Here is a 12,863-nt window from a genome sequence, read left to right as displayed (position 1 = left end):
TCATGACCGTCCAAGACATCCCCACCCTCAACGCGGCGCTAAACGCAACTGCCACTGTGTTGATCCTGGCCGGCTTCGTTCTGATCAAGCAGGGTAAGCGCGAAGCGCACCGCGCGGCGATGCTCTCGGCCGGCGCGGTGTCGGCGGTTTTCCTGGTTGGCTACGTTGCCCACAAGATTCTCGTCAAGGGAGTGCACACGCCATTTGGCGGCGAAAGCCCGGCCATCCGCGCCATCTACTACACGATGCTCTTCACCCATATCGTGCTCGCCATCGCAATCGCCTGGCTTGTGCCCAAGACCTTCGCCATGGCGCTCAAGGGCGATTTCGAACGCCATAAACGCTGGGCCAAAGTCACCTTTCCCATCTGGCTCTACGTTTCGGTGACGGGTGTGTTGGTTTATTTCTTCCTTTATCAGTGGTGGCCCGCCTCTCCGGCCTGAGCGTCTGGCGCCAGCACTTGAATCTTGTCTCCCGGGGTTCCCACCCTCCTCTTTAGGCCATGGGCATGGAATTCGGTTGGTGGGAAAAAGACGACGAAGGAAAAAAATGGCAGATCAACGTCCGCTTTCACGGCGGCAACGTCGTGTTCAGCCGCAAGCACGGCCACCACACCTCCTGGGAGGACATTGAGGGCACCGACGACCAGTGGGATCGCCTCCTCAGCGAAGCGGAGCGTCGCCTCCCGCGCCGGCTGATGAGCACGAAGGAGTTCAACGACCTGAAGTCCAAGCGCCCGCAGTAATCATCTTGGCCATGGCAGCGGCATCTGGGCGTCGTTCCGCACCTCTGATTCTTGATTTCAGGAGCCTCACGGTTCCCCGCGGTGATCGTTTCGTGCTGCGTGATTTTTCCCTCCAGATTCGACGCGGGGAACATGTGGCGTTGCTCGGCCCCAACGGATCGGGCAAGTCCACCCTGATCAAGGCGATCACCCGCGAGATCTACCCGGTGGACCGGCCGGGTCTGCGTTTCGAACTGCTGGGCCGGGCCGACTGGGACATCAACGACCTGCGCGGCCACTTCGGCATCGTGGCCCTCGACCAGCTTCACAACCTTTCCCACGAGGTCACGCTGCGCCAGGTGACCGCCCGCGAACTCGTGCTGTCCGGCTATTTCAACAGCCTCGGCCTCTGGCCGCACCACCGCGTGAAGCCGGCGCATGAGCGCCACGCCCGCGGGATCCTGCGCTTTCTCGAGATCAGCCATCTCGCCCACCGGCCCGTCTCAGAAATGTCCTCCGGCGAGCAGCGTCGCGCCATGATCGGCCGCGCCCTTGTGCATGATCCCGAAGCGCTGGTGCTCGACGAACCGACCAACAGCCTCGATCCGGGCGCGGTGCGCGAATTCCGGGACCTTCTGCGCAAGCTCGCCCGCGCCGGCCGCACCCTGCTGCTCGTGACGCATCACATCGCCGACGTCATCCCCGAGATCGAGCGCGTGATCCTGATGCAGGACGGCCGTATTGTCGGTGACGGCTCGAAGGCGCAGATGCTGACTTCAGGCCGGCTGTCGCGGCTGTTTGGCGCGAGGTTGAAAGTGGTAAAGACTCGCCGTAATTACGACGTGGTCTAGGCGCACGGACGTTACTTCAGTGAGGCCGGCCAGACGGCCGGTCAAAGTCCGGCCGTCCCTCATGCATCCCGATGCACTGTCGTCGGAGAGAAAGCGGGAAGGCACACGGCGATATATTCCGCACCGTCGGGATGGGGCGTGCTGTATTGAACCCATTCACCCTTCGAGGTGTGCACGGCCTGACCGGCCTTGACGGTCAGCGTAGCGGACTTGGTCCTCACCTGAAGCTCGCCGCGTATCACGACGGTGTATTCATCGAACTCCGGAGTCTGGCCGGGCTCGACCCAACCGCCAGGGCTTTTCATGCGGGCGATGCTGGTGCTGGTGGTGCCGCTGTTCACGCGACCGAAATATTCCTCAATGAGCTTGGGCTTGTTGCCGGCAGCTTCGATGACGGTGGGTTTGGGAATGAGGGTGGCCATGGGAAATGTTGCAGACGGTTCGAAAGCTGGAGGGCACATCTCGTGATGTGCCGCGGCCCAGCTTGAGCTGGGCCCTCCAAACAAAAAAACGCCGCGAATTGCTTCGCGGCGTTTGAGATGAAGTTAATAGCGGTAGTGCTCGGGCTTGTAGGGGCCCTCGACGGGGACGCCGAGGTATTCGGCCTGAGCCTTCGAGAGGACGGTCAGCTTGGCGCCGATCTTCTCGAGGTGCAGGCGGGCGACCTCCTCGTCGAGGTGCTTGGGCAGGCGATAAACGCCGACCTTGTAAGTGTCCTTGTTCTTCCACAGGTCCAGCTGCGCGAGCGTCTGGTTGGTGAAGGAGTTGGACATCACGAACGACGGGTGGCCGGTGGCGCAACCGAGGTTCACGAGGCGGCCCTCGGCGAGCATGTAGATGCTGTTCCCCTTGGGGAAGGTATACATGTCGTATTGCGGCTTGATGTTGGTGCGCTTGGCATCCGAGGCGTTCAGGCGGTCCACCTGGATCTCATTGTCGAAGTGGCCGATGTTGCAGACGATGGCCTGGTCCTTCATCGCGCGCATGTGCTCAAGCGTGATGATGTCCTTGTTGCCGGTCGTGGTGACGTAGATGTCGGCCGTGCCGAGGGTGGACTCGATCGTGTTGACCTCGAAGCCCTCCATTGCGGCCTGCAGGGCGTTGATGGGGTCGATCTCGGTGACGATGACGCGGGCACCGAAGCCCTTGAGCGAAAACGCGGAGCCCTTGCCCACGTCGCCATAGCCGCACACGCAGGCGACCTTGCCGGCGATCATGACGTCGGTGGCGCGCTTGAGGCCGTCGGCGAGGGACTCGCGGCAGCCGTAGAGATTGTCGAACTTCGACTTCGTGACCGAGTCGTTGACGTTGATGGCGGGGACGCGGAGCTTGCCCTTCTCCATCATCTGATAGAGGCGGTGCACGCCGGTGGTGGTCTCCTCCGAAACGCCGCGCCACTCCTTTACCATCGTGGTCCACTTGAGCGGGTCCTCCTTGTGGACCTTTTTAAGCAGGTTCTTGATGACCTGCTCCTCGTGGGAGCCGGAAGAGGTGTTGACCCAGTCGCTGCCCTCTTCGAGTTCGCAGCCCTTGTGGATAAGGAGCGTCACGTCGCCGCCGTCGTCCACGACGAGTTGCGGGCCCTTGCCGCCGGGGAAGGTCACGGCCTGCAGGGTGAGGTCCCAGTATTCCTCGAGCGTCTCGCCCTTCCAGGCGAAGACCGGAGTGCCGGCAGCGGCGATGGCCGCAGCGGCATGATCCTGGGTCGAGAAGATGTTGCACGAGGCCCAACGGACGTCGGCGCCGAGCTCTTTAAGGGTCTCGATGAGGACGGCGGTCTGGATCGTCATGTGCAGCGAGCCGGTGATGCGCACGTTTTTGAGGGGCTTGCCCGGGCCGAATTTTTTGCGGACAGAGACCAGACCGGGCATCTCGTGCTCGGCGACGGCGATTTCCTTGCGGCCCCAGTCGGCGAGCCCGATGTCCTTAACTTTGTATTCCTTCGCGACTGTAGCGCTGGTGGTGGCGGTGGCCATGGTGATGAGCGTTGAGGATTAGTGCTTGATGGCGGCGCGAAGAGCGGCGGCCTTGTTGGTGGTTTCCCACGGGAGACCGGCCTTGCCAAAGTGACCGTAGTTGGTCGTCTGGCGGTAGATCGGACGGAGGAGGTTGAGCTGCGCCACGATGTCGGCGGGCTTGAAGCTGAAGACCTGCTGGACAGCGGCCGTGATCTGCTCGTCAGAGATGCCAAGCTTGGCAGTGCCAAAGGTCTCAACGCGCACGGATACCGGCTGCGGGTGGCCGATGGCGTAGGCGAACTGGATCTCAGCGTGCGTGGCGAGGCCGGCGGCGACAATGTTCTTGGCGACCCAACGGCCCATGTAGGCGGCGGAGCGGTCCACCTTCGACGGATCCTTGCCCGAGAAGGCGCCGCCGCCGTGGCGGCCCCAGCCACCGTAGGTGTCCACGATGATCTTGCGGCCGGTCAGACCGGTGTCGCCCTGCGGGCCACCAATGACGAAGCGACCAGTCGGGTTGATGAGGTATTCCGTGTTCTTGTTCAGCATGCGGGCCGGAATCACCTTCTTGATGACGTTCTCGATGAGATAAGACTCGATCTCGGCGTGCTCGACGTCGGCCGCGTGCTGGGTCGAGATGACGACATTCACCACCTCGACGGGTGTGTCGTTTTCATAACGGATCGAGACCTGGGACTTCGCGTCGGGGCGGAGCCACTTCACCTTGCCGCTCTTGCGGATCTCGGTGAGCTTCCGGCCGAGGCGATGCGCGAACATGATGGGGGTCGGCATGAGTTCGGGCGTCTCATTGCACGCGTAACCGAACATGATGCCTTGGTCGCCGGCGCCCTGCTCGGCGGTCTTCTTTCCCTTGGCCTTCTTGGCGTCCACACCCTGGGCGATGTCGGGCGACTGGCCGGTGAGGTAGTTGTTGATGAAAATCTTGTCGGCGTGGAAGACGTCGTCGTCGTTCACGTAGCCAATCTCACGCACGGCACTGCGGATGATGGATTCGAAATCGACCTTCGCCTTGGTCGTGATCTCGCCGGCCACGACGGCGACATTGGACTTCACCAAAGTCTCGCAGGCGACGCGGCTGTGCTTGTCCTGCGCGAGGCAGGCGTCGAGCACGCTGTCGGAAATGAGGTCGGCAACTTTGTCCGGGTGGCCTTCGCCCACGGACTCGGAGGAGAAAACAAAGGAATTAGCCATGACGCAAAGAACGGCACAACTCGCCGGCGAGCAAGTAAAATATCATCGCATCAGGATTTCATGATATATCTTAGGGCGGCGCCAAATAACCCTAAGGAAGAATCTGGTGCGTGCCGTATAACTGGCTGCGCATTACGACAATGAACCCATCCCCAGAGACGCCCAAGCCTGAGCTGGCTGGTCGCCGAGTCCTCATCGTAGATGACGACCGGCTGAATGTGCGTATTTTGACAGGTATCCTCAAGACAGAGGGTTACGAACTTCGCTCCGTGCACTCCGGCGAGGAGGCATTGGTCGCTTACGACGAGTTCAAACCTGATCTCGTCCTCCTCGATGTGATGATGCCCGGGATCAATGGCTTTGAAACCTGCCGCACCCTCAAAACCAAACACGGCGAGCTGCTCGCGCCGGTGATTTTCATTACCGCCAAGTCCGAATCCGACGACGTCGTCGAGGGCCTGGCCGCCGGCGGCGTGGATTACCTACCCAAGCCGTTCAAGGCCCGCGAGGCACTCGCGCGCCTGCGCACGCACCTGCAAAACCGACTGCTCAACGAGCAGCAGCGCCAGTTGGTGGCCCAGCTCAGTGCGGCCAACGCTTCCAAAAACAAGCTGCTCGGCATCGTGGCTCACGACCTCCGCAATCCCCTCGCCTCCATCCGCGGGTTGGCCGACTTCCTCGCCGACGGCACCGTCGGTGAGATCAGCGCGGAGCAGCTGGACTTGGTTAAGACCATTCAGGAAACCAGCCAGTCCATGCTCACCATGGTTAACGAGCTGCTCGACATCTCCGTGATCGAGTCCGGCGAGCTGAAGATCCATCCCGAGATCCGCCCCATTGCCGAACTGCTCAACAAATCCGTTTACCTGAACAACATCAACGCCGCCAAAAAGGGTTCCCGCATCGAGCTGGAAGGCATCGACGCCGAGACCGAGCTCCACATCGATGGCGACAAGATCAAGCAGGTCATCGACAACCTGCTCAGCAACGCGATTAAGTTCTCGCCGCCCAACTCGGTCATCCATGTGAACGTCGAGCACCACGAGCAGGGCTGCTCGGTGTTGGTGCGCGATCAGGGCCCCGGTATCCCGGAGAGCGAGCGCCACAAGCTGTTCAAGGATTTCAGCCAAACCTCCGTGAAGCCAACCGCCGGCGAGAAGAGCACCGGATTGGGCCTCGCGATCTGCAAGCGGATCATGGAGTCCCACGGCGGCAGCATCTCGGCCGAAAACGCCCCGGCTGGCGGCAGCATTTTCCGCATCACGTTCCCCCGTCCCCTTCTCGCCGCATGAGCTACCCCCAAAGCATCCTTCTGACCGACGACGAGGCGCACATTCGGAAGTTTATCAGCCTTGTGCTGCGCAAATACGACAACCCGCGCATCCTTGAAGCCAGTGATGGCGCCCAAGCGGTGGCACTCTACCAGGAACATCGGCCAGACATGGTGCTGATGGATGTCAACATGCCCAACATGGACGGCCTGCAGGCGCTCGGGCAAATCCGGCAGCACGATCCCGACGCCATCGTGGTCATGCTCACCTCCCTCACCAACCGCCAAACCGTCGAGGAATGCGTGCGCCTGGGCGCCACGGACTATATTCGCAAGGACACGCCCCGCGAGGAGCTGAGCGCCCGGTTTGAGGAAATCATCGCCGATTGTTTCGGCCCCGGCAACACGGAGGCCGCCGCCCCATGAGCGAGACGAACCAGACCGATGCGTTTCAGCTAAACGGCGTGCGCTATTCGCTCCCGCAATTGCTGCGCGAGGTAAAACTCGAGCGCGAGGCCCCGGCCTTCGCCATGGAAAAACTGGACCAGGTCGAGATCGGCAAGCTGTTCTCCAAAAAACGTCCCCGTCGTGCTCTCAAAGCCGAAAAATAACGCCTTTCTCGAGCTGGTCGGTCAGCTGCCTTACCTCGGCATGGCGGAAAAAATGCTGCTGGACGTGCTCGGCCAGCAGCATGGCCACGGCACGCTCGAGCAACTGCAAGCGATGGTTGAGCAAAAGCTGCTGCCCAAGGACGAGGCCTGCCGTCTCTGGTCCAACTCCATCAAGATCGCCTACGTGGACGTCCTCGCTTCCACGATCACCGAGGAGGCTGTGGAAAAAATTCCGGTCGAGATTGCCAAGAAAGTCACCGCCATCGGCCTTTACATGATCGACGGTGTGTTGACCGTGGCGATGACCGCCCCCGAGGACACCAGCCTCGTCAATCGTCTCCAGCAGATCGCCCAAGTGCCGGTCAGCCCGGTGTTCTGTCTGCCCAATGAGATTCAGGACGCCATTTCCATCCAATACAGCACCGAGAAGACCCTCGTGGACAGTCTGGGCGAATTGGAACGGTCCAACCTGTTCCGTCAGGCGGAAAAGAATCCGACCACGGCCAGCCTGGATGCCATCGCGGAGTCCGAATCGCTTGTGAAGGTGCTGGACGAGCTGATCTACTACGCCCTGCGCGAACGGGCTACGGACGTCCATATCGAGCCGCTGGAATTCCAGTCCCGCATCCGGTTCCGCGTGGATGGCAAGCTCCGCGAGGTGATCACTTTCACGCGCAAACTCCATCAGGCCCTCGTCACCCGCCTGAAAATCCTCTGCAACCTCAACATTGCCGAGTCGCGCTTCCCGCAGGACGGCCGCTTCTCGCTCACCATCGGCACCAGCAAGGCCAACTTCCGCTTCTCCAGCACCCCCTCCTCGCACGGCGAGAAAGTGGTCATACGTGTTCTCGCCGCCACGGGGAAAAAATCGATGGTGACGCTCGAGAGCATGCTGATCTCGCAGCCCATCCTTAACCCGCTCAAGCGCCTCGCCCAGAATCCCAGCGGCATCCTCTTCGTGACTGGACCAACCGGCAGCGGCAAGACCACCACGCTCTACGCCACGCTCAACGACATCAACGACCCCTCCATCAACATCGCCACGATCGAGGATCCGGTCGAAATTCAGCTCGACGGCATCACCCAAAGTCAGGTCAACGGCCACATCGACCTGAAATTCTCCACCTTGCTGCGCTCCTTCCTGCGCCAGGATCCGGACGTCATTCTCATCGGTGAAATTCGCGACCTGGAAACCGCCAAGATCGCCACCGAGGCGGCGCTCACCGGCCACCTCGTGCTGGCCACGCTGCACACCAGCACAGCTCCGCAGGCCATCACCCGCCTGATGGAAATCGGGGTCGAGCCCTACATGGTCGCGCCCTCCGTCATCGGCGTGCTGGCCCAGCGCCTCGCCGCCCGCATTTGCGAACGCTGCAAGGAGGCTTACTATCCCTCCCGTGACGTCCTGCTCCGCTACTTCGAGGAAGAGGGTCTCGCCGAGGTTCCGTTCTATCGCGGCAAGGGCTGCACCCATTGCCGTGGCACCGGCTACAAGGGCCGGATCGCCTTCCACGAACTGGTGCTCGTATCCGAGGAAGTCCGCCAGCTGATCGCGGAGGGCAAAAGCACCCAGGAAATCACCCGTGCCGCCGCTCGCGTCGGCTACAAGCCGCTCCGTTACGACGGTCTGCGCAAAGTGCTCCTCGGGCTCACCACGATTGACGAGATCGAGCAAAACACCTCCTTCGAATGGGCCTCCTGACCCCAAACGCCATGAACGCCACCGTTGATCCCGATGCCATTGCCGCCCTTCGTGACCTCAATCCCGAAGACCCGGCGTTTCTCCGCGAACTGATTGATGTGTTCCTTGAGGATGTGCCGCAACGCTTCGCCGAACTGGACAAGGCGCTCGCCGCGCAGGATGCGCCTTTGCTCCAGCGCGCCGCGCACACGATCAAGGGTAGCTGCAGCAATTTCGGCGCAACGAGCTTGGCTCAGGTTGCATTGGAAATGGAGAAGCAGGGCAAAGCCGCTGCCTTCGCCGAAGCCGCAGCCACCTACCCTTCGCTCAAGGCCGAGTTCGCCCAAGTGGCCGAGGCGCTCAAACAGCTGCGTTAAGCAGCCGTGGCCAGAGGCCGCTTCAGGCTACTGATCGCACGGATAGGCAACCGGGATAGCCCCACACGGCATATTTCTGGTGATTGCAGCCGCTGCGAAACGGCGTTTGCATCGGCGTTCACCCATGAAGTCGCTCGCCGCCGTCCTCATCCTTCTGTCCGTCGCCGCGCCCGCCGTCGCACTCGAATGGAAAACCCAGCACCTCTCGCTCAATCCTGCGCCGCTGCAGAAGAACGCCGAGGCGTATTTCGAGTTCACCAACACCTCCGGGAAACCCGTCACGATCCTCGGGGTGGATTCGAGCTGCGACTGCCTGGAGGCCACTCCCAGCGCCAAGGTGATCGCGCCCGGAGCAAGCGGCCGGATCAATGCCAGGTTTTCCCTCGCCGACCGCTACGGTCAGCTCCGGCGCACCATCCTGGTCACGACCGATGAATCCGCCACGCCGGTCGCTTTGACGGTGCAGCTCAATGTCCCGGAAGCCGCGGAGCTCACGCCCCGCAGCCTGGAATGGAAAGTCGCGGCTGAGAGCGTCGAGCAAATCGTGGAGATTGTCGTCGCCCCGGAGGTGAGCCTCATCCTCACGGAGGTGAAAAGCACCAGTGATGCATTCGCGACCAGACTGGAGACCATCAGGCCAGGAAAGCATTACCGGCTGCACGTTTCACCGCGCTCCACCCACAACGCCGCCAGCGCGGCATTCCGCCTCCATGGCCGAGGCGCCGACGGTCAGGCCATCGTCTTCAGCGCCTTCGGCAACGTGCGGTAAGGCCGGTTCAGCGCCGACGGGGTTTCTCGTCGAGATCAAGCCGCTCGGCTCCTCGTTCAGCCGCCTTGCCCGCGACCGCCGGCTTCTCGTGTGAATAATAGGAGTAGTTGTTGGTGTAGTAACCGTAGTCTTCACCCGATCCCGTGGGGACCTGGTTGAGGACCACGCCGATCACCGGCACCTTCACCTGCTGGTCGATGATCTGCTTGGCCCGCTGCACCATGCTCTCGGGATTTCTCCGATGCTGGATGAGCAGCACGATGCCGTCGGCCAGGCTCCCCAGCACCGAAGCGTCGCTCACGCCGATGATCGGCGGTGAATCGAACAGCACCTTGTCGTAACGGCTGCGGCAATGGGCCACGAGTTCGCGCAGCTTGTTCGCGTAAAGCAGGCCCAGCGTGATATTGTTGGCGAGCGCGCCGGCGGGAATGAAATCAATCAGGCCGGATTTGTCGCGCTGCACGGCCGCCTCCCAGCCGACCTTGTTGAGCACAATGTCGGTCAGACCGGGCTCGCGCGGCAGGGTCGCGAGCTTGTGCTGAGTGGGCCGGCGCACGTCGGAGTCGATGAGCAGAACCTTTTCCCCCGCGGCCGCCATGCACAGCGCAAGCTGCCGCAGCGTGGTGGACTTGCCTTCACCAGGTCCCGACGACAACACGACCAGCACCGAAGACTGCCGCGCTGGCAGCGCCAGGTTGAGATTGGTCTGGAGCACCCGGTAAGGCTCGCCCTCCGGGGCCGTGGCATCATGCAACGCCGGCGGTTCCGGCAGATGCGGAATGACTCCGAGCACCGGCAGCCCGAGTTTGCCTTCGACATCGGCCACGTTGCGGAAGCTGGTGTCAAAATACTCGAGCAGCACCGCCGCGCCCACTCCGAGGATGGAGCCGAACACAAAGGCGAAGAGAATGTTAAGCGGCCAGTTGGGCTTGCTGGCGTAGCTGGCGGGCTCGGCCGTGTTGAGGATCTCGATGGTTTTTTTCGGCACCTGAAAATCGATTTCCCGCTGGCGCAAAGTCAGCTTGAGCGTGGTGAGCAAGCGCTGCTCATCTTCCAGCTTCGTGGTGGCTTCCTCAAACGGTCGCATGCGCTCACGCGCCGAGAGGATCTGGTCCACCTTGGCTTGGGCCAGCTGGCGTTCGAGCTCGGTCACCCGCGCCTCGGCCTCCTTGTAGGCCATCTCCAGCGAGCTTTCATACCCGCGGAGCTGGCTGTCGAGCTGCTGCTGGATCTTGGCGCCATTCTCGACCGCGGCAATGAGGTCGGGATGGGCGGAACCGAGGCGCCCCATCAGCCGCGTGACGTTCTGCTCGGCGACGAGGTAGGCCTGCAGCAGGCTTTGGATGTTGGTGTCCTGGATCAGCTCGGAATTGACGAGGTTGCGACGGTCAGCGGTGGGAATCCCCCGGAATCTCTCCCAGCGGGTCTTGCGGCCGATGGCATCCACGCGCAGGGCGATGAGCGAGTTCTGCATCTGGCGCAGCGTCTCGATGTCCATGTCAGTGTAACGCTGGCTGAGATCGACGCCGGCGATATCGAGTTCCTTGCGAAGCTTCTCCACATGATCGCGCTGGTCGGTCACGGCCTGCTCCTGCTTCACCAGTTCCTTGCGGAGCTGGGCGAGACCCTCGCGCTGGTCGGCGGTGGCAAGCGCGATGCGGTCCTCGGCATAAACCCGGGCAATGGCGTTGGCGATCTCGGCGGCCAGACGGTTGTCGCGAGCGAAGACGTTGATCTCGATGATGGACGAAGCGCGAGGCGCATCGGGCCGCACCATCTTGTCGAGCATGTATTTGTAGGTGATGGCCGAGGGCAGCGGCGCGCCGTTGTTCAGCTGTTTTCCCAGGATCGCGTTGAGCCCCAGGGCGTCGATCACCGGGTAGATGATTTTCTCCGACTGGATGATCTTGAACTGATCCTGGATGAAATACGGATCGTAGTAGCTGTTGTTCTGGGCCTGGAAGAGCTTCACCTCGCTCTCAGGTTTCTGGACGCTGATCTTGGTCGTGGAGAGATACCACTTGGGCAGCAAGGCGGTGACACCGAGCGTGGTCAGGACCACGAGCGCGAGCACGAGAAAGACGAGACCCTTGCGCAGGCGCAGCAGGCCGACGAAATCACCGAGCGTCGCGCTGTCCTTGCTGACCGGGGAAAAAGCCATGAGTGCCTGTGGTCAGGCCGGATCAGAAGGTGAAGCGGGCGGAAACCCCGAGACGGTCGCGATTCTGGCCGCGGTTCACATCGTCGGAGTTCACGTCGTCGTAATCGTAGCTGCCAATGACGGTCCAGTTCTTGGTGGGGCGCCAGGACAGGGCGAGACCGAGGCGGGTGGTTTTTTCTTCCACGTCCACGTTGACACCGGGGCGTCCCTGGAGCTCGGAGGGCTCATACGTGATCGAACCGGAAAAGGTGAAGGCGCCGCTCAGCTGATGCTGGAGGTTGACGAAGAGTCGATTGACCTGCGTGTCAGTGAAGCGATCCACATCGGAGGGCTCCTCGATGGTGTGCACGTAGCCGGCGGCGAAGAAAGAGCCTTCGGCGTAGGCGTAACGTGAGCTCAGCTCGATATACGGGGCGGTCGTGTCGGAACCGTTGTCGCGGTCACGTTTTTCGAAACCGGCGCGGCCCGAGAACATGATGTCCTTGCCCGGGTTGTAGTCGCCGCCGACCATGAAATAATTCGAGGTCTTGTCCTTCAGCGCATTGGCCGTGTCGTAACCGATGGTCTGGTGCCGGTATTCTGCCACCAGCTTGGTCTCGGGCAAGTAGGCGTAGCTGAGCTCAAGGCCGGCGAGATTTTCATCACGGTCGAGGTCGGTGGCCAGGGCCGCGTTGTCGTAGGAGAAATTGATGTAACGGTATTTCACCACGACCCCGGTCTTGGCGCCGGCGGCCGTCGTGTAGCGGCCGTCGAATTGACCGCGTTTGAATGACTGATCGGTGTTCAGCGGCACGCCGGCCAGCAGTGACTGCGGATTCTTTGCGATGTTGTAGGCCGCGCTCAGATCAATGTTCGTATCTTGGGCAAAGGAGTGCGCGATGCGGCCGCTCAGGCTGTGGCTGGTGAGATTCTGTTTCCCGGGTCGGTCGGCGACGTGGTCGTTGCTGATTTCGTAAGAACCAGAAGCGAAGGTCTGGTCACTCACGGAACCGTTGTAGGAGATCGCCGCGTTGACGTTGTAAACCATGCTGTCGATCTCGTTGGTCGCGCCGCCAAAAATATTGCTGTCGTGGTAGGTGGAGGCACCAAGTCGGTAGCTGAGGGCTTTGCCTTGTTCCTGTTCGGGGATGGGAGCGTAAACTGCCAGTGCGATCGAGGGGAGCGCGGCGGCGGCCAAGAACGTGCGTAGAGTCGTTTTCATAGGTTGGGCCAAGGCGTTAGGCGTTGCAGACTTAAGGCCGATATTTTC

General features: G+C 61.6%; 14 protein-coding genes. 9 read left to right on the top strand and 5 right to left on the bottom strand.

The window, feature by feature from the left end; all coding sequences use genetic code 11:
- The first annotated feature begins 2 nt into the window (after positions 1-2).
- The 3 genes from ESB00_RS07955 (at position 3) to ESB00_RS07945 (ending at position 1,575) form a co-directional block, all read left to right on the top strand.
- Complete coding sequence (locus ESB00_RS07955) at positions 3-443, top strand: DUF420 domain-containing protein (protein WP_129047173.1); 441 nt, start codon at positions 3-5, stop codon at positions 441-443.
- Positions 444-508: 65 nt separating this feature from the next.
- Positions 509-745 carry a hypothetical protein gene (locus tag ESB00_RS07950; RefSeq protein WP_246026430.1) on the top strand — a complete coding sequence of 79 codons (237 nt, stop codon included), beginning with the start codon at positions 509-511 and terminating at the stop codon, positions 743-745.
- A gap of 92 nt (positions 746-837) precedes the next feature.
- A complete protein-coding gene (locus ESB00_RS07945; protein ID WP_218938703.1) occupies positions 838-1,575 on the top strand; it encodes an ABC transporter ATP-binding protein in 738 nt (245 codons plus the stop codon).
- Between the two features lie 59 nt (positions 1,576-1,634).
- Here the strand turns inward: ESB00_RS07945 and ESB00_RS07940 are convergent, their stop codons facing one another.
- The 3 genes from ESB00_RS07940 to metK all read right to left on the bottom strand — a co-directional run bounded on the left by ESB00_RS07940 (position 1,635) and on the right by metK (position 4,745).
- Positions 1,635-1,997, bottom strand: coding sequence for a cupin domain-containing protein (locus ESB00_RS07940; protein WP_129047170.1), 363 nt, complete (start codon positions 1,995-1,997; stop codon positions 1,635-1,637).
- A 123-nt stretch (positions 1,998-2,120) separates the two neighbouring features.
- Complete coding sequence (ahcY, locus tag ESB00_RS07935) at positions 2,121-3,551, bottom strand: adenosylhomocysteinase (protein ID WP_129047169.1); 1,431 nt, start codon at positions 3,549-3,551, stop codon at positions 2,121-2,123.
- A gap of 18 nt (positions 3,552-3,569) precedes the next feature.
- Positions 3,570-4,745, bottom strand: coding sequence for a methionine adenosyltransferase (metK, locus tag ESB00_RS07930; RefSeq protein WP_129047168.1), 1,176 nt, complete (start codon positions 4,743-4,745; stop codon positions 3,570-3,572).
- A 140-nt stretch (positions 4,746-4,885) separates the two neighbouring features.
- Here metK and ESB00_RS07925 point away from each other — a divergent pair, with 140 nt between their 5' ends.
- The 6 genes from ESB00_RS07925 (at position 4,886) to ESB00_RS07900 (ending at position 9,453) form a co-directional block, all read left to right on the top strand.
- On the top strand, positions 4,886-6,037 hold the full coding sequence (locus ESB00_RS07925; protein ID WP_129047167.1) for a hybrid sensor histidine kinase/response regulator: 1,152 nt from the start codon (positions 4,886-4,888) through the stop codon (positions 6,035-6,037).
- Positions 6,034-6,441, top strand: coding sequence for a response regulator transcription factor (locus ESB00_RS07920; RefSeq protein WP_129047166.1), 408 nt, complete (start codon positions 6,034-6,036; stop codon positions 6,439-6,441). The genes ESB00_RS07925 and ESB00_RS07920 overlap by 4 nt, the downstream gene beginning before the upstream one ends.
- Positions 6,438-6,626 carry a hypothetical protein gene (locus ESB00_RS07915; protein ID WP_129047165.1) on the top strand — a complete coding sequence of 63 codons (189 nt, stop codon included), beginning with the start codon at positions 6,438-6,440 and terminating at the stop codon, positions 6,624-6,626. Before ESB00_RS07920 ends, ESB00_RS07915 begins: the two co-directional genes overlap by 4 nt.
- Positions 6,604-8,328 (top strand): GspE/PulE family protein, encoded by a 1,725-nt coding sequence (locus ESB00_RS07910; protein WP_246026429.1) that lies wholly within the window; start codon positions 6,604-6,606, stop codon positions 8,326-8,328. The genes ESB00_RS07915 and ESB00_RS07910 overlap by 23 nt, the downstream gene beginning before the upstream one ends.
- An 11-nt stretch (positions 8,329-8,339) precedes the next feature.
- On the top strand, positions 8,340-8,684 hold the full coding sequence (locus ESB00_RS07905; protein WP_164976092.1) for an Hpt domain-containing protein: 345 nt from the start codon (positions 8,340-8,342) through the stop codon (positions 8,682-8,684).
- A gap of 124 nt (positions 8,685-8,808) precedes the next feature.
- The gene (locus ESB00_RS07900; protein WP_129047163.1) at positions 8,809-9,453 is read left to right on the top strand and encodes a DUF1573 domain-containing protein; all 645 of its coding nucleotides are present in this window, start codon (positions 8,809-8,811) and stop codon (positions 9,451-9,453) included.
- A 7-nt stretch (positions 9,454-9,460) separates the two neighbouring features.
- Here the strand turns inward: ESB00_RS07900 and ESB00_RS07895 are convergent, their stop codons facing one another.
- Both ESB00_RS07895 and ESB00_RS07890 read right to left on the bottom strand, forming a co-directional pair.
- Positions 9,461-11,614, bottom strand: a complete 2,154-nt coding sequence (locus ESB00_RS07895; protein WP_129047162.1) for a GumC family protein — start codon at positions 11,612-11,614, stop codon at positions 9,461-9,463.
- A gap of 22 nt (positions 11,615-11,636) precedes the next feature.
- Entirely contained in the window at positions 11,637-12,815 is a 1,179-nt protein-coding gene (locus ESB00_RS07890) for an outer membrane beta-barrel protein (RefSeq protein WP_129047161.1), read from the bottom strand.
- Positions 12,816-12,863: the final 48 nt, after the last annotated feature.

The organism is Oleiharenicola lentus, from assembly GCF_004118375.1.
GTDB classification, from domain to species: Bacteria; Verrucomicrobiota; Verrucomicrobiia; order Opitutales; family Opitutaceae; genus Lacunisphaera; species Lacunisphaera lenta.
The sequence above is the reverse complement of the archived record's forward strand: the minus strand, read 5'-3'. Positions and strand labels throughout refer to the sequence as shown.